The sequence below is a fragment of the Arthrobacter sp. P1_A5 genome, assembly GCF_056406825.1.
This window is the reverse complement of the sequence record NZ_JBFTZL010000052.1, coordinates 1-20,604: the sequence shown is the minus strand read 5'-3', so window position 1 is coordinate 20,604 and position 20,604 is coordinate 1. Positions and strand designations below refer to the sequence as shown.

At 68.6% G+C, this 20,604-nt stretch carries 14 protein-coding genes, 1 tRNA gene and 2 pseudogenes; 4 read left to right on the top strand and 13 right to left on the bottom strand.

Features of this window, described 5'->3' with window-relative positions:
* The 5 genes and pseudogenes from AC1D1S_RS09980 to AC1D1S_RS09960 form a co-directional block, all read right to left on the bottom strand.
* A pseudogene (locus tag AC1D1S_RS09980) lies at nt 1-478 on the bottom strand (hypothetical protein); the annotation flags it as partial.
* 17 nt (nt 479-495) lie between these two features.
* The gene (locus AC1D1S_RS09975) at nt 496-1,128 is read right to left on the bottom strand and encodes a TetR/AcrR family transcriptional regulator (RefSeq protein WP_476994346.1); all 633 of its coding nucleotides are present in this window, start codon (nt 1,126-1,128) and stop codon (nt 496-498) included.
* On the bottom strand, nt 1,125-3,161 hold the full coding sequence (locus AC1D1S_RS09970; protein WP_476994345.1) for a YhgE/Pip family protein: 2,037 nt from the start codon (nt 3,159-3,161) through the stop codon (nt 1,125-1,127). Before AC1D1S_RS09970 ends, AC1D1S_RS09975 begins: the two co-directional genes overlap by 4 nt.
* Entirely contained in the window at nt 3,158-3,916 is a 759-nt protein-coding gene (locus AC1D1S_RS09965) for an ABC transporter ATP-binding protein (RefSeq protein ID WP_476994344.1), read from the bottom strand. The genes AC1D1S_RS09970 and AC1D1S_RS09965 overlap by 4 nt, the downstream gene beginning before the upstream one ends.
* 88 nt (nt 3,917-4,004) lie before the next feature.
* On the bottom strand, nt 4,005-5,540 hold the full coding sequence (locus AC1D1S_RS09960) for a dihydrolipoyl dehydrogenase family protein (protein WP_476994343.1): 1,536 nt from the start codon (nt 5,538-5,540) through the stop codon (nt 4,005-4,007).
* Between the two features lie 165 nt (nt 5,541-5,705).
* Between AC1D1S_RS09960 and AC1D1S_RS09955 the strand changes: the two genes are divergently transcribed.
* Nucleotides 5,706-6,434, top strand: a complete 729-nt coding sequence (locus tag AC1D1S_RS09955; RefSeq protein WP_028275178.1) for a FadR/GntR family transcriptional regulator — start codon at nt 5,706-5,708, stop codon at nt 6,432-6,434.
* A 148-nt stretch (nt 6,435-6,582) separates the two neighbouring features.
* On the opposite strand, the gene AC1D1S_RS09950 is transcribed toward AC1D1S_RS09955, so the two are convergent.
* Nucleotides 6,583-6,656, bottom strand: a tRNA-Arg gene (locus tag AC1D1S_RS09950).
* 277 nt (nt 6,657-6,933) lie between these two features.
* Between AC1D1S_RS09950 and AC1D1S_RS09945 the strand changes: the two genes are divergently transcribed.
* Together AC1D1S_RS09945 and AC1D1S_RS09940 are read left to right on the top strand one after the other, a co-directional pair.
* The gene (locus AC1D1S_RS09945) at nt 6,934-8,769 is read left to right on the top strand and encodes a phosphoenolpyruvate carboxykinase (GTP) (protein ID WP_476994342.1); all 1,836 of its coding nucleotides are present in this window, start codon (nt 6,934-6,936) and stop codon (nt 8,767-8,769) included.
* A gap of 258 nt (nt 8,770-9,027) precedes the next feature.
* Nucleotides 9,028-10,425, top strand: a complete 1,398-nt coding sequence (locus AC1D1S_RS09940; RefSeq protein WP_476994341.1) for an FAD-binding oxidoreductase — start codon at nt 9,028-9,030, stop codon at nt 10,423-10,425.
* Between the two features lie 89 nt (nt 10,426-10,514).
* Here the strand turns inward: AC1D1S_RS09940 and AC1D1S_RS09935 are convergent, their stop codons facing one another.
* The 5 genes and pseudogenes from AC1D1S_RS09935 to AC1D1S_RS09915 all read right to left on the bottom strand — a co-directional run bounded on the left by AC1D1S_RS09935 (nt 10,515) and on the right by AC1D1S_RS09915 (nt 15,549).
* Nucleotides 10,515-11,675 (bottom strand): globin domain-containing protein, encoded by a 1,161-nt coding sequence (locus AC1D1S_RS09935; protein WP_243181823.1) that lies wholly within the window; start codon nt 11,673-11,675, stop codon nt 10,515-10,517.
* A gap of 1,012 nt (nt 11,676-12,687) precedes the next feature.
* A pseudogene (locus AC1D1S_RS09930) lies at nt 12,688-12,861 on the bottom strand (hypothetical protein); the annotation flags it as partial.
* A gap of 311 nt (nt 12,862-13,172) precedes the next feature.
* Nucleotides 13,173-13,622, bottom strand: a complete 450-nt coding sequence (locus AC1D1S_RS09925) for an RrF2 family transcriptional regulator (protein ID WP_028278121.1) — start codon at nt 13,620-13,622, stop codon at nt 13,173-13,175.
* A gap of 20 nt (nt 13,623-13,642) precedes the next feature.
* Nucleotides 13,643-14,128: a hypothetical protein gene (locus AC1D1S_RS09920; protein ID WP_028278122.1), complete on the bottom strand. Its 486-nt coding sequence runs from the start codon at nt 14,126-14,128 to the stop codon at nt 13,643-13,645.
* A gap of 2 nt (nt 14,129-14,130) precedes the next feature.
* Complete coding sequence (locus AC1D1S_RS09915) at nt 14,131-15,549, bottom strand: phosphomannomutase/phosphoglucomutase (protein WP_476994340.1); 1,419 nt, start codon at nt 15,547-15,549, stop codon at nt 14,131-14,133.
* A gap of 124 nt (nt 15,550-15,673) precedes the next feature.
* Here AC1D1S_RS09915 and AC1D1S_RS09910 point away from each other — a divergent pair, with 124 nt between their 5' ends.
* Nucleotides 15,674-17,854 carry a RecQ family ATP-dependent DNA helicase gene (locus tag AC1D1S_RS09910; RefSeq protein WP_476994339.1) on the top strand — a complete coding sequence of 727 codons (2,181 nt, stop codon included), beginning with the start codon at nt 15,674-15,676 and terminating at the stop codon, nt 17,852-17,854.
* Here the strand turns inward: AC1D1S_RS09910 and AC1D1S_RS09905 are convergent.
* Both AC1D1S_RS09905 and AC1D1S_RS09900 read right to left on the bottom strand, forming a co-directional pair.
* On the bottom strand, nt 17,799-19,268 hold the full coding sequence (locus AC1D1S_RS09905; RefSeq protein ID WP_476994338.1) for an MFS transporter: 1,470 nt from the start codon (nt 19,266-19,268) through the stop codon (nt 17,799-17,801). The genes AC1D1S_RS09910 and AC1D1S_RS09905 overlap by 56 nt on opposite strands.
* A gap of 74 nt (nt 19,269-19,342) precedes the next feature.
* Nucleotides 19,343-20,604, bottom strand: a 1,262-nt coding sequence (locus AC1D1S_RS09900) for a phytoene desaturase family protein (protein ID WP_476994337.1), incomplete at its 5' end; no start/stop codon positions are given.

Below are 20,604 nucleotides of genomic sequence, written 5' to 3'. Positions count from 1 at the left end.
GTGTGGAAGGCCTCGGATTCGCAGACCTGGCCCCCGCTCCCCGCGCGGCGGGCGACGGGCGGCGTCGCGGAGCACGGCCCGGGGAACGCCGGCCGTGGCTCCTGCCGGGCAGGACGGTGCCGGCAAACAGCAACAGTAAGGTGACGGCTCCGGCGGCCACGGCCAGATAGAAGTACAAATCCGGATGCTCAGAATCGACGCGCGTGGACAGGGCGTCGGGATCGGGGTTGAAGGCCAGCCCCCACTGACGCAGGAAAGCGACCCCGAACGCGATGAAGAGGATGCTGCCGACCCCGCTCGCGGCCAAAGTCTTGTGCCGGCGCCGGACCACCACCTCCGCCACGCAGGCCACATATGCCGTCGCGGCAGCCCCGACGAACCACACCAGCACCCACTCTTGCAGGGTGATTCCGGTCAGGACCAGAAGTGCCAGGGCAGTGAGAAACGCTCCGATGGCGACTTTCCCGTTGGTACCCATGTGACGCATGTGAACAATCATGCCTGAGCTTGCGGCTGCTTCACGACGTAGCCGCGCATGGAGGCCATGATTGCGGCCACACTCTGCTCCCTGGTGCGCTCCGGGTTGTACGTCTGGCGGTCCAGTCCGACCACGAAGCAGGCCCCAAAGATTGCCGTTTCCAGGCTGCCCCGGGAAACGGCGGAATCCACGGGGTAGACGGCGGCGACGCCGTCGATGGCAGAGCCGATCACCGCGAGCAGGCGCCCGCGGAGCTCGGCGAAGGTGTCCTGCCATTCGCTGGGGGTGCGCCAGCTCTCGCTGACCCAAAGCCGGGCGAAGGACGGGTATTCGGCCATGAAGTCCATGGCCTGGCCGATCATTTCCTCCATGGCGGCGAGGGGGTCGGCGGAGCCGTCGCGGACACTCAGCAGCCGCGCCAGCAGGATGTCCACGCCGTGGCGCAGCAGCTGGGCGATCAGGTCCGACTTGCTGCCAAAGTTGTAATACACCGTGCCTTTGGACACCCCGGCGGCCGTGGCGATCTCGTCCACCGTCACGCCCGCCGCGCCGCGCTCCCCGATCAGTTCCATGGACGCCTCGAACAGTTTCTGTTTAGTGGCGTTCGTGCGGGCCGGACGGAGCTTTTTCCCGGCGTCCACTGTGCTCATACGGCGATCTCCGGTTTTAGGGACTTCAGGGTCCAGAACTTGTGCTTGTGAACGGCCAGCGTGGAAAGCGCCGCCCCGAGCACAGTGTACCCAAGGAGGCCAACCACCGTGGGCACGATCAAGGAAAGGTCCGCGCCGTAGATCAGGTGCCGCATGCCGGCCACCACATAACCCATAGGCAGTGCCTCGTGGACAAAGTGCAGCGGCTGCGGGGTGGTTTGCCACGGGAAGGTTCCGCCGGAGGAAACCAGCTGCAGGACCAGCAGGATAAGCACCACGAATTTCCCGGGAGTTCCCAGCAGGGCCACGACGCCCTGGATGATGGCACTGAAGGCCATGGCGGCCGCCAACATGAACAACCACATCAGCACCGGGTGGGCGGGCTTGAGGCCCAGGCCCAGGTCCACCACGAGGGTGAGCAGCGTGGCCTGGATGACTGAAACGGCAAAGAACGGCAGCCAGCCGCCGACGGCGATCTTCCATGACGGGGCGTTGGACGCCAGTGCGCGTTGGGTGATGGGCCGCATGGCCTGGACCAGCATGAATACGCCGATCCACAGGGCCAGGGTTAGGAAGAATGGCGCCAGGCCGGCACCGTACGACGCTGCCTTGGCCTGAGAGACGTCGCTGACGGCGACAGGGTCCGCGATCACCTTGGACAGGCTGTTCTTCTGGGCGTCATCGGGATTGGGGATCTTCCCGGCTCCCTTGTCCAGCTCCGAGGCCAGGGTGGCGGCGCCGTCGGAGGCCGTGCGGGCGCCGTCTTCCAGCTGGGCCGCCCCATCGTCGAGCTGCCGGGCGCCATCTGCGAGCCTGGCAGTTCCGTCGACAGCGCTCTGCTCGCCCGCGGCCAGCGCCGCCGAGCCAGCTGAGAGCTGGTTGGCGCCGGCTGAAGCCTTTGAGATGGCATCAGTCAGGGCCGGCGTTGCTCCCGCAAGTTTGGCCGCCCCGGAACTTACGGCGGCGGACCCGTCGGCAAGCTGCTGGATCTGGGCTGCATCCGTTTGGATTCTGGACTTCGCATCGGCCACCGGGCTTGAGGCTGCGGCGGTATCGAAATCGGCCAGGATTTTGCCGGCCTGGTCGGGGGTGATGATCCCGGCGGCAATCAGACGGCTGTTGGATTGCACCACACGGTCCCGGAGGCCCTTGTCAGCAGCGCTGAGTTGCCCGACGACGTCCTGGACTTTCGTGTTCAGTGCCGCGTTTCCCGCCGCGACTTGCGCGGCGCCGTCCGCGAGTTTCTGCGAGTCGGCAGGGAGTGTGGCCGTCCTGTCCTTCAGCTGCGTCAGRCCGGCGCTGAGCTGGCCGGCGCCGGAACTGAGCTGGTTGGCGCCATCGCGCAGCTTCATCTGACCGGCGGCGAGTTCTGCGACTCCGCCGTTCAGCTGGCTCGTCCCGGAATGCAAACTGACTGCCCCGTCCCGGAGCCTGGCAACGCCGGCGGAGAGTTTTCCGGCCCCGTCGGCGGCCTGGACTATCTGAGTATGGATTGTGCCGAAGCCCGTCAGGAGCTGGTTCGCAGTCTCCTCGCCCACCTCCTTGGCAACCGTCGAATGCACGGCAGCGGTCAGCTTGTCCACGATGTTGCTGAGGACGTAGTTGTTGGCATCGTTGGTGGTGACATTCAGCATGGCTTGGTTCGCGGCGTCAAAGCTGCCCGGGGAGACCAGGTTGGCCGAGAAGTCCTTGGGAATCTTGAGCGCGAACGCGTACTTGCCGCTGCTCACGCCCTGGTCCGCTTCCGCGGCGGTGGTGACTTTCTGCCAGTTGAAGACGTGGCCGTCCACGAGGCTGTCGGCGACCTTTTTCCCGGCCTCGAGCCGGGTCCCGTTGCTGGCGGACGCGCCGGTGTCCTCCACTACCAAGGCGGCGTCGATCTGGTCCAGGTTCCCGTACGGATCCCAGTTGGCGTAGAGGTACACCGCCCCGTACAGCAAAGGCACCATGGTCAGCGCCAGGATGGTCAGTTTGGGCAGGAGCCCGCCAGTCATGCGCTTGAGCTCGGAGCGGGCCAGCCGCAGAACAGTCACTTTAGGGCCTCGGTTTCGAACGGGATGTGTTCAGGGTTCCGGTGTTTCGCGGGATGGCTTTCCGTCTCCTGCGCATCCGGCTGGGAGGGGTCCGCGGATGCGTCAACGACGGAAACCGTTGCGGCGGCAGCCTCAACGGCGTTCCCGATTGCGGCGGAGAGCCCGGTCCAGCCGTCCGGCAGTGCCGCGACGGTGACGACGACGGCGAGCGGCCGGCCGCCGTCGTGCGCCAGATCTTCCAGCCTGGGAAGCCAGTCCGCGGGATCTGCGCTGTGCCTGTCCGGAGAATCGACCACCAGCAGATCTGTTCCGGGGTTGGCCAGGGCAAGGGCGGTGAGCAGTTCGACGCGTCGCCGGGCCGGAATCTGTTCGGTCCAGAGGCCGGCAATGTCCTCGAAGCGGTTGACCTTGAGCCAGGGTTTGCTCAGCAGAGCACCCCGATAGCGCCGGGGGATGAGCGCGAGGTCCTCGGTGACGAGGTCGCCCACGCTGAGATGCTGTTCGGGCTCGTTGACACCGGGGGAGTCCACCAGTGCACTGGCCAACCGGAGGCGCTTAATCCTGGAATTTCCGTCCCAGCTGAGCACCCCCCCGGAGGGCTTCATCCGGCCGCTGAGTGTGAGGGCCAGGGCTGTTCGCTGGTCCTGGCCGTCGCCTTCAACCAAGAGCAGCTCCCCGGCACGTACCTCAAGGGACGTGGGTGGGAGCAGGTCATTCCGGCGCCCGTTCACACGGAGCTGTTGCACGGAGAGCATGTAAGCCTTTCGCAGGGTCTAGTCTGCTTCAAGGCTAACCGAACTGACCGGTCAGTTCAAATAGAAATAGTCGCTTGTGATCAACGGGTCACAGGCCATAGCTTTCCAGCAGGCGGAGCCAGACTTCGCTGATGGTCGGATAGGAGGGCACGGCGTGCCACAGCCGGTCCAGCGGGACTTCCCCCACCACGGCAATGGTGGCTGCGTGCAGGAGTTCAGCGACATCCGGGCCGGCGAACGTGGCGCCCAGCAGCACCTTTCGGTCCTCGTCGATGACCAGCTGCGCCCACCCTTCGTAGTGTTCGGCATGCAGGGAGGAGCCGGCCACCTGGATGGGGAGTTCCACGGCGGAGGCCCGGAAGCCGTCCTGCTCCGCCTGCGCCATGGTCCGGCCGACGTTCGCCAGTTCCGGATCGGTAAACACCACGTTCGGCACAGCGTGCTCGGAGGCCGTCTGGGCAAAGCGGCTCCACGGTGCCGGCTCGCCGCGGAGTTCGCCCTTGGCCCGGRCGGCAATGGCGTCTCCGGTGGCCCGGGCACCGTACTTGCCCTGGTGCGTCAGCATGGCCCGTCCGGCGGCGTCGCCGGCTGCGTAAAGCCAGGGGTTGCCGGACACATCGTTCTCGGTGGCGTGGTGGACTAGTCCGGTGGAATCGGTGGTGAGCCGCAGGGTCCCGCCCTCGGGTGCCGGGAGGCCGACGCTGTCCAGGCCGAGTCCCTCAAGGGCGGGGTGCCGGCCGGTGGAGACGAGCAGCTTGTCCGCCGTGATCGTGGCGCCATGGGCCGTGCCGTTAGCGGGACCGGCGCCCGGGCCGTCCGTGGGGCCGCCCGTGGGGCCGCACTTGGGGCCGCCGTCGAGCATTACGGTAAGGGAGCCGTCGTCGTTCTCATGCACGCTCCGCGTACCGGTGTGCAGGCGCAGGTCCACGCCATCGGCGCGCAGGCCGGCAGCGACCAGGTCTGCGGCCTGTTCCGGGAAAACGCCCAGGAGCCCGCCGCGGGCCACGAGCGTCACGGACGAACCAAGCCGGGCATAGGCCTGGGCGAGTTCGACGCCGGCAACGCCGCCGCCGAGGACCGCAAGCCGCGCGGGAACCGCGCGGGCTGAGGTCGCCTCCCTGGTGGTCCAGTACTCGACGTCGTGAAGCCCCTCGACCGGCGGCTGGTTCGGGGCGGAGCCCGTRGCGACCACCACGGCGTGCCGGGCCGTGAGTGCGTAGCTGTTGCCGTCCAGCCCGGCCACCTCGACGTGCCGCGGGGCGGTGATCCAGCCGTGGCCGCGGATCAGTTCGATGCCTGTCTCCTCCACCCACTTGACCTGGCTGTCGTCCTGCCAGTTCGAGGTGAAGTAATCCCGGCGCTTCAGCACGGCTGCCGGATCCAGGGTGCGGGTGACCGCTTCCTGGGCGCCGGGGACCGTCTGCGCGCCATGCAGCGCAGTGCCCGGCCGCAGGAGCGCCTTCGAAGGCATGCAGGCCCAGTACGAGCACTCGCCGCCGACCAGCTCCGCCTCGATGAGCACTGCTGTCAGGCCGCCGCGGACCACACGGTCCGCCACATTCTCGCCCACGGCCCCGGCGCCGATCACAATGACATCGAATTCCCGCTCAATCTGTGCCGTCATGGCACCAGCCTACGCCGGGGCCATGGCCGCATCCGGGGGAGCTCCGGGCGCCGGCGATGCGGGCTTCCGGCGTAATGTGCCGGGCCGAACCCTTTGCAGGACGGGGGACGGTCGATACTGTTGGGACCATACTTGGGGGAGGAGGCGGCCATGGCCGCACGCAACATGACAACAGGCCCGGCCATACCGCTGGCAAGGTTCAGCGCCCAGGCCCGGCTCCGGGCGCTCCAGTCGGACATCCTGGAGCTGATCCTGGAACGCGACCTGGTTCCCGGCGACCCGCTGCCGACCGAAAACGAGCTGACGGCGGCACTTGGCGTCGGCCGCAACACCCTGCGGGAGTCCTTGAAGGCGCTCCAGGCGCTGGGCGTCATTGAGATCCGCCACGGATTCGGCATGTTCGTGGCGCCGAGCAATTTCGAGGCCCTGACCGATGGGCTCACTTTCCGCGCCCGGCTGTCGCTGCGCCATCAGGGAGAGGAAGCCCTGCAGCTCGTGGAGGTCCGGCAAGCACTCGAATCCGGCCTGGTCGGCGCCGCCATGGACCGGATCAGCGCAGAACAGCTGGCCGCCGTGGAGGAGTCCGTGAACCGCATGGAAGCGCTGGCCGACGCGGGGGAGCCCTTCATCGAGGCCGACGCGGAGTTCCACCGCAGGCTTTTCGAGCCGCTGAACAACGACCTGCTGATCAGCCTGATGGACGTCTTCTGGAAGGTCTACCGCCGGATCCACCTCGAACTCGGCGGACCGTACGCCGTCGACCTGCAGGCAACGGCCGCAGTGCACCGGGGGATCTATGAGGCGGTCGCAACGGCGGACAAGGCCCTCGCCTCCGAGCGGCTCAGCACGCATTTCGACGACATCCGCACCATCATCGTCCGGACCACGGCCTGAGCCCTGCGGCCGGGCCGCTCCGGCCCAACGGCTGCCGCCGGCGCCCAGCCCGCCGCCTAAGGCAGCCGGCCCGGCGCCCTGGCGCCTAGGGCAGTAGGCGGTTAAAGCAAAAGATCCGCCCCGGCGAACCGGGGCGGATCTTCATCTGTGCGCCCAAAGGGATTCGAACCCCTGACCTTCTGTTCCGTAGACAGACGCTCTATCCAGCTGAGCTATGGGCGCATTCTCGGCTCTTGGAGAACTTCTCTCTCCCCGAACCTCGAATTACTTTACGCGAGCCCGGGCCCAGTTACAAATCGAAACGGGTGTAATCTAGCCGACTAGACCGGTCTACGTGACCTTAGTCACAAAAAGGAGGGATGATGGCCGGCCAGTTCCTTGAATTTCCGCGGTTTTTGAATTGCTCCGCCCCGGTCATCCCACGTCCGGGCCCGAAATGGGCCCCCTGCCGAGCCCTAGCATTTAGGACACACCACTGAACCCGAGGAAGGGAACCGTAATGGGAGATCTGGCGCGACTGCCGTTGCTTGAAAAGGCACCCACCACACATGCCGGTCTGCTGGCATGGGTAGAAGAGGTGGCTGAACTGACCCAGCCGGACCGGATCTACTGGGTTGACGGGTCGGAAGCGGAAAACACCCGGCTGACCGACGAGCTCGTTGCCGCAGGCACCCTGACCAGGCTGAACGAGGACCTCTTCCCCAAGTCGTTCGCGGCGTTCTCCGACCCCGCCGACGTGGCCCGGGTCGAAGAGCAGACCTTCATCTGCTCCGAGAAGGAGCACGACGCCGGCTTCACCAACAACTGGATGGCCCCCGCGCAGATGAAGGAAAAGCTGCGCGGCCTGTTCGCCGGCTCCATGCGCGGCCGCACCATGTACGTGATCCCCTTCGTGATGGGCCACCTGGACGCCGAGGACCCCAAGTTCGGCGTCGAAATCACCGACAGTGCCTACGTTGTGGCCTCCATGCGCATCATGGCCACCATCGGCACCAAGGTCCTGGACAAGATCACCGCTACCAACGCGTTCTTCGTCCCCGCACTGCACTCCCTGGGCGCCCCGCTGGCCCCCGGCCAGGCCGATGTCCCGTGGCCCTGCAACCCGGACAAGTGGATTGTCCACTTCCCGGAGGAGCGCTCCATCTGGTCCTTCGGCTCCGGCTACGGCGGCAACGCCCTGCTCGGCAAGAAGTGCTACGCCCTGCGCATCGCCTCGGTGATGGCCCGCGACGAAGGCTGGCTTGCCGAGCACATGCTCATCCTCAAGCTGACCTCGCCGGAGCAGAAGAACTACTACATCTCCGCCGCCTTCCCGTCGGCCTGCGGCAAGACCAACCTCGCCCTGCTGGATCCGACCATCGAGGGCTGGAAGGTCGAAACCCTCGGGGACGACATCACCTGGATGCGGTTCGGCAAGGAAGGCGAGCTCCGCGCCGTCAACCCCGAGGCCGGCCTGTTCGGCGTGGCTCCGGGCACTGGCTGGGGCACCAACCCCAACGCGATGCGCGCCATCGCCAAGGGCCACAGCATCTTCACCAACGTCGCCCTGACGGACGACGGCGGTGTGTGGTGGGAGGGCATGACCGACGAGGTGCCCGCGCACCTGACCGACTGGCAGGGCAACTCCTGGACCCCGGATTCGGACAAGCCCGCCGCCCACCCGAACTCCCGCTTCTGCACGCCGATCGACCAGATCGACATGCTGGCCGAGGAGTACTACAACCCGAACGGCGTGGAGCTTTCCGCGATCCTGTTCGGCGGCCGCCGCAAGACCACCATCCCGCTGGTCACCGAGGCGCGCAGCTGGTCCAACGGCATCTTCATGGGCTCCACCCTGTCCTCGGAGACCACCGCCGCGGCAGCCGGTGCCGTGGGCGTTGTCCGCCGGGATCCGATGGCCATGCTGCCCTTCATCGGCTACGACGCAGGCGATTACCTGAACCACTGGGTCAACCTGTCCGCGAAGGCTAACCCGGAGCGGCTGCCCAAGATCTTCCTGGTCAACTGGTTCCGCCGCAATTCCGAGGGCGGATTCGCCTGGCCCGGATTCGGTGACAACGCCCGGGTCCTGAAGTGGGCCATCGAACGCCTCGAGGGCAAGGCCGACGCCGTGGAGACCCCCATCGGGTTCGTCCCCACCGCTGACGCGATCGACCTCAAGGGCCTGGACATGACCCCGGCCCAGGTTGAAGAGGCCGTCCGCGTCGACCCCGCGGAGTGGACCACCGAGCTGGCCTCGATCGAGGAGTGGTTCGCCAACTTCGGCAGCTCGCTGCCCGAGGCGCTGCGCGCCGAACTCGCAGGGCTGAAGGAGCGCATGGCTGCCGAGCAGTAGCAGCCGGCACAACAGCACCTATAACAGTGCAATAGCGACGGCGGCCCCGCATCTTCCCGGAAGATGCGGGGCCGCCGTTTTCGTTGGGTGCGTGACGCCGGGACTTAGGTCCCTAGGCCGCGTCAGGCCGGATCCCTAGGCTTGTCCGCATTCCATCAGCCGGGCCGGCCGCCGATTGGAGCGTGCGCTGGGGGCATTCCGGGCGGGTGCGGCCGCGCCCCCGACCTGCTCGCGGTAAGCGAGATTCAGGAGTTCCTCATGCTTGTCAACGACGACATCGATGCTTTGTCCAGCGCTGTCAGCGGCCCGGTCGCGTTGCCGGACAGCCCCGAATTCGCGGAGGAGACGTTCGCCTTCAACGTCGCAACAGTGCACCGGCCCGACGTCGTTCTGGGGGCCGCAGATGCCCGGGACGTCGTGGCCGCGGTTAAATGGGCGGCCGAGCGCAGGCTTCCCGTGTCCGTCCAGTCCACCGGTCACGGCGCCGAATCGGCGATCGATGGCGGCCTGCTCATCAACACGCGCAGGCTGCAGGACCTGCAGATCGATCCGGATGAACGCACCGCACGCGTCGGCGCCGGGGTGAAGTGGCGCACCCTCCTGGAGGCCAGCGTGCCGCACGGGCTCGTCGGATTGCACGGTTCCAGCACCGACGTCGGCGTCGTCGGCTACACGCTCGGCGGCGGGCTGCCCGTGCTCGGCCGCGCGCACGGCTTCGCGGCGGACCMTGTCCGCAGCATGGAGATTGTCACGGCCGACGGCGCGCTGCGGCGGATCGACGCCGACGCCGAGGCCGAGCTGTTTGCACTGATGCGCGGCGGCAAGGGCAACCTGGGGATCGTGACCGCCCTCGAGTTCAGTCTCTTTCCGTTCAGTGACTTCTACGGCGGCGGCATCATCTATCCCGGGGCAGATGCGGCCACCGTCCTGGCTGCCTTCCGCCACTGGCTGCCCACGCTGCCCGAAGATGCCTCACCCTCGATCTCGCTGCTGCGGCTTCCGGATATGGACTTCGTTCCCGAGCCGCTGCGGAACCAGTTCGTCGTGCACCTGCGCTTTGCCTTCCTGGGCAAGCGCGAGGCCGGCGACGCGCTGCTGGCCCCGATGCGGGCGGTCTCGACCCCGTTGATGGACACGGCCGGGCCCATGAGCTACCTCGACGTTGACCAGATCCACATGGACCCGGCGGACCCGCTGCCCTTCATGGACGGCGGCGCGCTCCTGAAGGATTTCGGCGACGATGCCGTGGCTGACCTGCTCGAGCTCACCGGGGACGGTTCGGACTGCCCGCTGCTGCTGGTGGAGGTCCGGCCGCTCGGTGGGGCGCTGGCGCGGACTGCTGCAGTGCCGGATGCGTTGCCGGACGCCGTGTCGGGGCGGGACGCGGCCTTCCTGCTGTTCCTCGTCGGGTTCAAGATACCGCCCCTTGCCGAGGCCGTATCGGCCTCCATCAGCGGGATCCTGGCCGCGATGGCTCCCCACTCCACCGGGTACACGCTGGTCAATTTCCATGGCGAGCCGGGCGACGAGGAGGACCGGGCCCGGGCGTGGTCTCCTGAGGTATATGAGCGGATGCGGTCCGCGAAGTCCACGTACGACCCCGGCAACCTCCTGCGCTTCGGCCACGCGATCACCGGGGTGCCGGCGGCGGGCTGACGCGCTCTGTGCGGGCTCCGCGGGCACCGCTTCACGACGGCGGCCCCCCACCTTCACGAAGAGGTGCGGGGCCGCTGTTGATGAGTGTTTTAGCTGGCGAGCCAGATGTCCGGGCCGAAGACCTCGTAGTGGATCTTCGTGGCCGGGATGCCGGCGTTGATGGCCTCGTTGCGGATGTTCTTCATGAACGGCAGCGGGCCACACAGGTAGAGGGAGGCGTTGGCCGGGAGGTCCACCTCGCGCAGGGACATGAAGCCCGCGTTGGAACCGGCTTCGGGCTGCTCGAGCCAGAGCTGCAGGTCGGCGCCGTCCAGGCGTTCGACGTCGTCCGTCATCTGGGAGCGCAGCGCCCAGCTGTCCAGGGTGCTTTCGGCGTGCAGGACCAGGACCTGGCGGTCCGAGCCGGACTCGGCCAGGGAGCGCAGAATGGACGCCGTGGGCGTGCAGCCGATGCCGGCCGAGGCCAGGACCACGGGGCCGTCGCCCGCCGCGAGTGTGATTTCGCCGTAGGGGTTGGAGATTTCGATGACGTCGCCCACGGCCACGTTGTTGTGCAGCACGGGGGAGACCTCGCCGCCGTCGTCGAGCTTGGTGGTGAAGCTGCGGCTGGTGCCGGCGTCGCCGGAGAGGGAGTACTGGCGGACCTGGCGGAGCCCGTCCGGAAGCGTGACCTTGACGCTGACGTACTGGCCCGGCAGCGCCGCGGTGATGGGGGTGTCGTCGGCCGGTTCCAGGGTGAAGGTCATGGAACCGGTGCCGGCCGGGGTCTTGGCGGCAACCTTCCAGGGGGTCCACATCTTGGCGTTGGCCTGTGCGGCGTAGAGGCCCTTCTCGAGCTTGATGAGGGCGTCAGCCATGAGCCAGTAGACCTCGGTCCAGGCTTCGGCGATTTCCGGGGTGATGACCTCGGCCAGGTCCTCGGCGATGGCGGCGAAGAGGTGCTCGTAGACCACCTGGTACTGCGGTTCGGTGATGCCGAGGGAAGCGTGGCGGTGCGCGATCCGGGACAGCACGGTCTCCGGCAGGGTGTCCGGGTTGTTCACCAGGTGGCTGGCGAAGGCGGCGATGCTTCCGGCCAGGGCCTGCTGCTGATTGCCCGAGCGCTGGTTGGAGCGGCTGAACAGGCCGTCCAGCAGTTCGGGGTGGGCGGCGAAGAGGCGGGCGTAGAACTTGGGGGTGATGGCCCCGATCCGGGAACCGACCAGCGGCAGGGTGGCCTCGATGACGGGGAAGGACTTGTCCGAGAGCATGTTGACTCCTGAGGTAGTGGCCCGGCTTCTTCAGTCGGGCCCGCGGCGATACTTGCATTTCAAATACGAATATCTATGCCTCAGTTCTACACTGCGTAGAAATCTATTCCAAATCGACGAGCTTCCGGGCGTGGCGGCGGCGGGCGCAGGCGGGTGTCAGTGGCAAGTGTCGCTGCCGGACAAGGAACCGGTAGTGCCCACGTTCGTCAACGTCATGCCGGGAAGGGGGAGGAACTGCCAGGAGTAGGACGTCGCGTTCAGGGTCAATTTGAGCGGCCCGAAGGCGCTTCGGCCACGGGCCACCATTGCGGTCAGGAGGGGGTCGGTGTTGGCCGACAACGCCTGGAGATCCGCCCCGCCGGCGCCCGCGGTAAAGGACCGGATCCCGGTCGGGGGAGAGCGCCGCCGCCGGCCCCCATGAACTCGGCAAGGGTGGCGTTCTGGTACTGAAGGTCCCCAAGGGCGATGAACCTGTCGGGCGACTGGGCCGCGACCACCGCGGCCACGTCGCCATGGCGGCACGCCGAGGTGGTGACAACTGAGCCGGGGGCACAGGCGATGTCGCCGACAGCCAGCACGGTCGCAGTCCCGCCGGCACCGGGTTGGGTGGTGGCGGTGGCTTCGTTGGAGCCGGGGCCGGTGTTGCCGGCGGCGTCGGTGGCGGTGACGCGGTAGTACCAGGTTCCGGCGGGGCGGTTGGTGTCGGTGTAGCTGAGCCCGGTGGTGTCGGCGATTCTGCTGGTGGTGGCGGGGGTGAAGCCTGCCGCGGTGGAGCGGTGGAGCGGTGGACGGTGTAGCCAGTGACGCCGGTGTTGTCGGTCGCCGCGGTCCAGGACAGGGCGATGGTGGTTCCGGTGGCTGTGGCGGCCAGGGTCCCGGGCGCGCCGGGTGCGGTGGTGTCGGGCGGGGTTCCGTCCGTGTAGGTGAGGGTGGAGCGCAGCGTGGCGGAGGCCTGGCGTGACCAGAACCAGGAGCTGTCGGTGCCGGTCAGGGCCAGGGTCCGGGACCCGGTTCAGCCGGTCATCAGGCTGGTGTCCAGGGGAATGTCGTAGGCCGTGTCGGCGGCCGTGCCGCCGGGCAGGGACCCGAGGGTGGGCCCGGAAACCGCGGGGCGGTTGGCGTAGAGGGTGCCGGTCTCGGACCAGGAGTCGGCCGCTGAGCGGACGTTGAGGGTGTTGGCGGAGCCGGCGGAGGCCTGGTGGTGCGGATGCGCAGGATCGCGCCGGTCAGTGTTTGGGGGCGGTGATGAACGTCAGTAGGAGCGCCGCGGCGCCGGCAGCGCCAAACCAGCGGATACTTTTCATCAGCGGCCTTCGACTGGCCGGAAAGACAAAAAATACCGGCTTGGTGACGTTCCCTAGGGGTACTTTGTCACCCCGTGCCTGCTTGAAGTCAATGGGCAGGCCCGCCAGGAAGGGCGTTTGGACGCCAAACCAAAGGTTTTCCCCAGATTGGGCCGGATTCCCGCCGGTAAGCGGCCCGAACCTGCCGGGCCGCTTAAAGCCCCGGGCGCAGCCCGATCGCTGCAAAGACGGGCGCCATCTGCCGGGAGGTCGGCAGTGACGCGATCACGATCCCGTCGAGTTCGCCGTAGAAGGCTTCGCGGGCTCGGGCCAGCGCGGCCCGGAGCCGGCATTCGGTGATGAGTGGGCACGTCCCGCCCGTGGCGACGCAGTCGGCCGGGTCCAGGCGGGTGTCGAGTTGCCGCAGCAGCTGGCCGACCGTTGCGGTCCGGCCCGCGCTGCTGAGCCGGGATCCGCCGTTGCGGCCGCGTTCGACGTCGATCAGGCCCAGTGCGCGCAGCTTCGCCATCGCCTTGCTGACGTGGTTGTACGGCGTGCCGACAGCGTCAGCGATGCTCTGGGTGGTCAGGAGCCCGCCGTCCGGAACGGCCGCGAGCACCAGCAAAGCGCGAAGGCTCACATCGGCGAACGCATTGATCTTCATATCCCCAGCCTAAGGGCGGTCTAGTCCACCCAGACGGCGGGCTCGTTGGTATCGGCGGCCAGCTGGCCGAACTCGAGTTCGTGCGTCCCGGCGTTCGCGGCGTAGGGCAGTACGGCGGCGAACAGGGAGCCGTCCTGGTGCTCTGCCGCGACGTGGATGGCGTCCGAGTCTTCCTCGAGCAGCGTGATGTCGCAGACGACGGCGGCGGCCCGGAACTCCTCCCGGTGCTGCCGGAGCAGCTCGTGGAGGTCCCGGATCATGGCGTCCGCGTCGAAGTCGGCGTCCGATCCGTCGCTCGCGTCCGCGGGTGTGACGGCCACCAGCCGGACTTCGCCGTCGTTCTGCACCACCAGGGCGAAGGGCAGGAAGCCGCCGTTGCGTTCCAGCTGCTCCTGCGCGGCACCGACGCCGGTGCCGAGCAGGTTCTCCAGGTCCGTGGCGCTGGCGTCCGGCACGGATTCGCGCCAGGATCCGGTGTTGGCGGATTCTTCCGGGTGTACTGCCACCGCTAGCCCCGGACCAGCGCCAGGACGCGGTCGCGGACGCGTTCCATGGTGGCGGCGTCCGTGGCTTCAACGTTGAGGCGCAGGAACGGTTCGGTGTTGGACGGGCGCAGGTTGAACCAGTAGCTGCCGTCGGTGGCGATGAAGGTGCTGCCGTCGAGGTAGTCGACCTCGACGTCCTCGTTGTGGAAGTCCTCGCGGACCCGCTCGACCGCGGCGGCCTTGTCCTCGATTTCCGAGTTGATCTCACCGGATGACCGGTACGGCTCGTATTCGCGGCCGAGTTCGGAGAGCGGGCCCTCCTGTTCGCCCAGGGCGGCGAGGACGTGCATGGCGGCCAGCATGCCGGTGTCCGCATTCCAGAAGTCGCGGAAGTAGAAGTGGGCCGAGTGTTCCCCGCCGAAGATGGCCCCTTCCGCGGCCATGACGGCCTTGATGAAGGAGTGCCCCACGCGCGTGCGGACGGGCCGGCCGCCGTGGCGTTCAACGAGTTCGGGAACCGCGCGGGAGGTCAGCAGGTTGTGGATGACGGTGGGCGTGTCTTCACCGAGGCCCTGGGCGCGGGCGATTTCGCGGCGGGCCACCATGCCGGTGATGGCCGACGGCGAGACAGGCTCGCCCTTCTCGTCGATCACGAAGCAGCGGTCGGCGTCGCCGTCGAAGGCCAGGCCGATGTCCGCGCCGTGTTCGACGACGGCGGCCTGCAGGTCGCGGAGGTTTTCCGGCTCCAGCGGGTTGGCCGGGTGGTTCGGGAAGGATCCGTCGAGCTCGAAGTACAGCGGCACGATCTCCAGCGGAAGTTTGGGCAGCAGGGCATCGCCAAGCACGGCCGGGGTGGTGAGACCGGCCATGCCGTTGCCGGCATCCACCACAACTTTCAGCGGCCGGGAACCGCGCAGGTCCACCAGGGACCGCAGGTACTCCGCGTAGCCCTTGAGGACGTCCTGCACGCCAATCAGGCCAGTGCTGCCGGCCGCGGGGATGGCGCCAGCGTTGAGGTATTCCTCGGCGCGGGCCTGGATTTCCATGAGCCCGGTTTCGGAGGAGATCGGCACGGCGCCGGCCTTGGCCATCTTGATGCCGTTGTATTCGGCCGGGTTGTGGCTCGCGGTGAACGTGGCGCCGGCGGCGTTGAGGGCCCCGCACGCGTAGTAGAGCTCGTCGGTGGAGATCAGGTCCAGCAGCTGGACGTTGGCGCCGCGGGTGGCTGCGCCGTTCGCGAAGGCTTTGGCGAACTCGGGGGAAGAGGGGCGCATGTCCCCGCCCACCAGCACGGTCTGCCCTGTGAGTTCCAGGACGTCGACGAAGGCGGCACCGACGGCTTCGACGATCTCCGCGGTGATGGATTGCCCCACGATTCCGCGCACGTCGTAGGCCTTGAACGAGGTCGAGAGGTCAAAGGTCTTTGTCTTATCCGTATTCACGCGTCTTATCTTACGTTGCGGCCCTGAAGCGCCGGACTGTCCGCACCCTCGTCAACACGCCTGGATTGTGCACATAGCGGGTACCGGCTTCGTGGCTGTCGGAGGGGGCTGGGATACTGAAGCAATGGCCAGTAACCAGAACGCCCTTTCCAGCACTGCCCTAGCCGGCACCACATCCTCTACCCGGGAACAGGCCCAGAGTGTACTGCGGGAGCTCGTGGGCCATCCTGAAGCCGAGTTCCATGACGGCCAGTTCGAGGCCATTGAGGCCCTGGTCGACGGCGGCAGGCGGGCCCTGGTGGTCCAGCGCACCGGCTGGGGGAAGTCGGCCGTGTACTTTGTCGCCTCCCTGCTGTTGCGCCGCCGCGGCGCCGGGCCCACCCTGATCGTGTCCCCGCTCCTGGCCCTCATGCGGGACCAGGTCGCGGCCGCGGCGCGGGCCGGGGTGCGGGCGGTGGCGATCAACTCCGCAAACCAGCTGGACTGGGACACTATCCGCGAGCAGCTCGCTGCCGATGAAGTGGACGTCCTGCTGGTCTCGCCGGAACGACTCACCAACCCGTCCTTCCGGGAAAACCAGCTGCCCGAGCTCGTCCGCCGGACCGGGCTGCTGGTGATTGACGAGGCCCACTGCATCTCGGACTGGGGCCACGACTTCCGCCCCGACTACCGGCGCATCGCGGACCTCATCACGCAGCTCCCGGACACGGTCCCGGTGCTCGCCACCACCGCCACGGCCAACTCCCGGGTGGTGCATGACATCGAGGAACAGCTCGGCAAGGACGTGCTCACCATCCGTGGCGCCCTGGGCCGGGATTCGCTCCGGCTCGGTGTCCTGACCCTGCCCGATTCCCGCGAACGCCTCGGCTGGCTGCTGACCCACCTGCAGGAYCTGCAGGGCAGCGGCATCATCTACACCCTCACCGTGTCCGCSGCCGAGGACACCGCCCGSCTCCTGGCCGAGGCGGGGCACGAGGTCCTCGCCTACACCGGCCGCACCGACCCCGCGGACCGGGAACGCGCCGAGCAGCTCCTGAAGGACAACCAGGTCAAGGCGCTCGTGGCCACCTCCGCCCTCGGCATGGGTTTCGACAAGCCGGACCTCGGCTTCGTCGTGCACCTGGGCGCGCCGTCGTCGCCGGTGGCCTACTACCAGCAGGTGGGCCGTGCCGGCCGTGGTGCGGCGAACGCCGACGTCCTGCTGCTGCCGGGATCCGAGGACCGCGACATCTGGCAGTACTTCGCCACGGCGTCCATGCCGTCCGAGGAGAAGGCTGCCGCGGTCCTGACGGCCCTCGCCGAGGCAGGCACGGCGGTGTCCACGGTGGCACTCGAGGCCCGGGTGGACCTCCGCCGCACCCCGCTGGAGCTGCTGCTGAAAGTCCTGGCAGTGGACGGCGCCGTCGAACGCGTCGGCGGCGGCTGGCGTTCCACGGGACAGCCGTGGAACTACGACGCCGAGCGGTACGGCCGGATCGCCGAGGCCCGGGTGGATGAACAGGACTCGATGGTCATCTACCAGGACACGGCCGGCTGCCGGATGGAATACATCACCTCGGTGCTGGACGATGAAACGGCCCGCGCCTGCGGCCGCTGCGACAACTGCGCGGGCCGCTGGTTCCGCGCCGACATCGCCGAGGACGCCACGGAGACCGCCGGGCAGACCCTGCGCCGGGCCGGCGTCGCCCTGGAACCGCGGCTGCAGTGGCCCAGCGGCATGGACCGCCTTGGCGTGCCGGTCAAGGGCAAGATCAAGCCGGATGAGGCCCTCGCGGACGGCCGGGTGCTGGCGCGTCTGACGGACCTTGGCTGGGGCGGGGCCCTGCGGGAGGCCTTCGCCGCCGGTGCGCCCGACCGGCCCGTGGACCCGGGTATGCTGCAGGCCTGCGTCCAGGTGCTCCGGGAGTGGGGCACCGGAGATGCCCGGACCGCTGGCTGGAGCGGGGCCGGCCGGCCTGCCGCGATCATCAGCCTGCCCTCCCGCGGGAAGCCGTTGCTGGTGGATTCCCTGGCCCGCGGGATCTCGGAGATCGGCCGCATCCCATATCTGGGCCAGTTGCAGCTCAACCACGGCGGACCCACCGGCGGCCGCGGCGGGAACAGCGCCTACCGGCTCGCCGGCGTCTGGGACCGCCTGGTGGTGGGACCGGAGCTGGAGGAGGCCCTGGCCGGAATCCGTGGCCAGAGCGTCATGCTGGTGGACGACCTCGTGGACAGCCGCTGGACCCTGACCGTCTCCGGGCGGGCCCTCAGGCTCGCGGGCGCCGGCGCCGTTCTGCCGCTGGTGCTGGGCCAGGCCGGCTGACCTCCGCACCGGCGTGGCGGGGGAGCGCCAGGCTGTCCAGGGTGCTCAGGAGCATCAGGACCGCGATGGCCAGGAACGCCGCCCGGTACGGCGCCGCCGGATCACCGGCGACCCCCGTGGATCCCGCGCGGCTGCCTGCCTCGAAGACCCGCAACAGGAGTGCCCCGACCGCGATCCCGGCCGCGGTGGCGAGCTGCACGAGCGTCGCGGAGACTGCGTTGGCGGACGGCAGCTGGGCCGGGACGACGTCGGCGTACTGCACGGACGCGTACGCCGAGAATCCGATCGAGCGGAACGCCCCGCTGGCCACGAGCACCGCGACAATCAGCGGTTCCGGCGTGCCGGCGTCGAGCAGCGCGCACAGCGCAAAAGTGGCTGCGGAGGCCAGAGACGCGAACACCAGGACGGGCTTGAACCCGAAACGCCGGATCAGGGGCGTCGTGGCGGGCTTGATCCCGATGTTCCCCACGAACACGGCCGACACCATCGCCCCGGCGCGCAGCGGGTCCCAGCCGAAACCGACCTGGAACATCAGCGGCAGCAGGAACGGCACCGCGCTGATGGTCAGGCGGTACACGAAGCCTCCCGTCGCCGTCGCGCGGAACGTCCGCGTGCCGAAGACAGACAGATTGAACAGCGGCGTGCTGGTCCGCCGCATCCAGGCCGCGGCGGCGGCCAGGAACAGCAGGCCCGCAGCGATCGCCGCGACCGCCAGCAGTCCGGCGTCCCGGCCGCCCATCAATTCCAGGCCAACCAGCAGGGATCCCACCCCGAGCGTGGTCAGGACCAGTCCGAGCCAGTCCAGGCGCCGCGTGCTGTCGCCGCGGACTGGGGGTACCAGGCGCAGCGCGGCCAGGAAGGCCGCCAGGCCCAGGGGGAGGTTGACCAGGAAGATCCAGTGCCAGGACAGGTAGGTCGTCAGCGCTCCGCCCACCAGCGGGGCGAGGACCGGGGCCAGCAGCCCGGGCCACACGAGGTAGGCCGTCGCGCGCAGCAGATCCTTCTTCGGGGTGCCGCGGAGCACCACCAGCGTGCCCACCGGGACCATCATGGCGCCGCCGGCACCCTGCAGGACACGGCTCAGCGTGAGCATGGTCAGGTCCTGGCTGAGCGCGCAGAGCAGTGACGCGGCCGTGAAGATGGCGATGGCGAGGCAGAACACCCGGCGGGCACCGAGCCGCTCCGCGAGCCAGCCGCTGAGCGGGATGCCCATCGCCACCGTCATCAGGTAGGCGGTCATGGTGATGTTCACGTCGGCGGCAGGCACCGCGAAATCGGCGGCGATACTGGGTATGGCGGTGGTCAGGACGGTCCCGTCGAGGAATTCCATGAAGAACGTCGCGGCCACCAGCAGGGCCAGCCGCGGGCTCCAGCTGCCCCCGGCCGGGTCCGCGCCCCGCTGGGAGGCGTTCATGCGCGTGTCCCCACGGTCCGGTTCACCCCATAGCGCCGGCTCATCCATTGCACTGTTTCACCCATTGCACTGGTTCACCCATGGCTCAGCGGTTGTTCCGATTCCAGCACGGCCATGGCGGCGTTGTGTCCGCCGATCGCACTGACGGCGCCGCCGCGGCGGGCACCGGAGCCGCAGAGCAGGATCTGCGGATCGTCCGTGGACACGCCCCAGCGGCGCGCCGGTGTGTCCAGCGGTTCGCCGTCCTCCACGAACGGCCAGTCGAGGCCGCCGTGGAAGATATTGCCGCGGGGCATCCCGACGGCGCGTTCAATGTCCAGGGTGGTCTTGGTTTCGATGCAGGGCCGCCCGTCCGGACCGGTCAGGAGCAGATCCTCGACGGGCTCGGCCAGGACGGAGTTCAGGGAGGCCAGGACGGCCGCCTGCAGTTCGGCGCGGCGGTCCTCATTGTTCTCCGCCGTGACCAGCCGGTCCGGGACGTGCAGGCCAAAGACGGTCAGCGTCTGGGCGCCGGCGGCCTGCAGCTCCGGGGACAGGATGCTGGGGTCGGTCAGCGAGTGGCAGTAGATTTCGCACGGCAGCGGCGAGGGCACGGATCCGGCCGCGGCGGTGCTGTAGGCGGCGTCGAGCTGGGACCAGGTCTCGTTGATGTGGAACGTCCCGCCGAACGCGGCCTCGGGGCTCACGGAACCGTCCAGCAGCCGGGGGAGGCGTTTGAGCAGCAGGTTGACCTTGACCTGCGCGCCCTCGCGGCGGTGGTTCGGGTTGGTGGCGGCGACCGCTGAAATGGCCGGGGCGATGGCTGACAAGCCGGCGGCAGGCAGGCCGCGCAGCCGGTCGAGGACCACCGGCGCCACATTGGACAGCACCCACCGGGCAGTTGCCGAGTGGTCCTGCCCGCCGTGGCGGTAGCCCACGGCRCCGCCGGGCCGGACGGCGGTGACTTCCGCGGAGGTCAGGATGGTCGCACCGGCGTCGCGCGCGGCCCGCTCCAACTCGCCGGAGACCGCGCCCATGCCGCCGACCGGTACGTCCCAGTCCCCCGTCCCGCCGCCGATCAGGTGGTAGAGGAAGCAGATGTTTTGCTGCAGGTCCTCATCGTCAGCCCGGGCGAAGGTACCGATCAGCGCATCCGTCAGGACCACACCGCGGACCAGGTCGCTGCCCAGCTCCCGGCGGATCGCCTGTCCGATGGGATGTTCGATCATGGCCTCCCACGCCGCGTCGGCCCCCGCCCGGGCGGCGAGGGCCCGCGCGTCGGACCGCGCCAGCAGCGGCGCGGTCATGGTGGGCCAAAGAGCCTCCGTGAGCTGCCGGCACGCGGCGTAGAACGCGG

What these genes read in the sequence shown, in the direction of transcription:
- AC1D1S_RS09975 (WP_476994346.1), bottom strand. Translation starts at nt 1,128, where the DNA reads ATGAGCACAGTGGACGCCGGGAAAAAGCTCCGTCCGGCCCGCACGAAC.
- AC1D1S_RS09965 (WP_476994344.1), bottom strand. Translation starts at nt 3,916, where the DNA reads ATGCTCTCCGTGCAACAGCTCCGTGTGAACGGGCGCCGGAATGACCTG.
- AC1D1S_RS09955 (WP_028275178.1), top strand. Translation starts at nt 5,706, where the DNA reads ATGACAACAGGCCCGGCCATACCGCTGGCAAGGTTCAGCGCCCAGGCC.
- AC1D1S_RS09945 (WP_476994342.1), top strand. Translation starts at nt 6,934, where the DNA reads ATGGGAGATCTGGCGCGACTGCCGTTGCTTGAAAAGGCACCCACCACA.
- AC1D1S_RS09935 (WP_243181823.1), bottom strand. Translation starts at nt 11,675, where the DNA reads ATGCTCTCGGACAAGTCCTTCCCCGTCATCGAGGCCACCCTGCCGCTG.
- AC1D1S_RS09925 (WP_028278121.1), bottom strand. Translation starts at nt 13,622, where the DNA reads ATGAAGATCAATGCGTTCGCCGATGTGAGCCTTCGCGCTTTGCTGGTG.
- AC1D1S_RS09905 (WP_476994338.1), bottom strand. Translation starts at nt 19,268, where the DNA reads ATGAACGCCTCCCAGCGGGGCGCGGACCCGGCCGGGGGCAGCTGGAGC.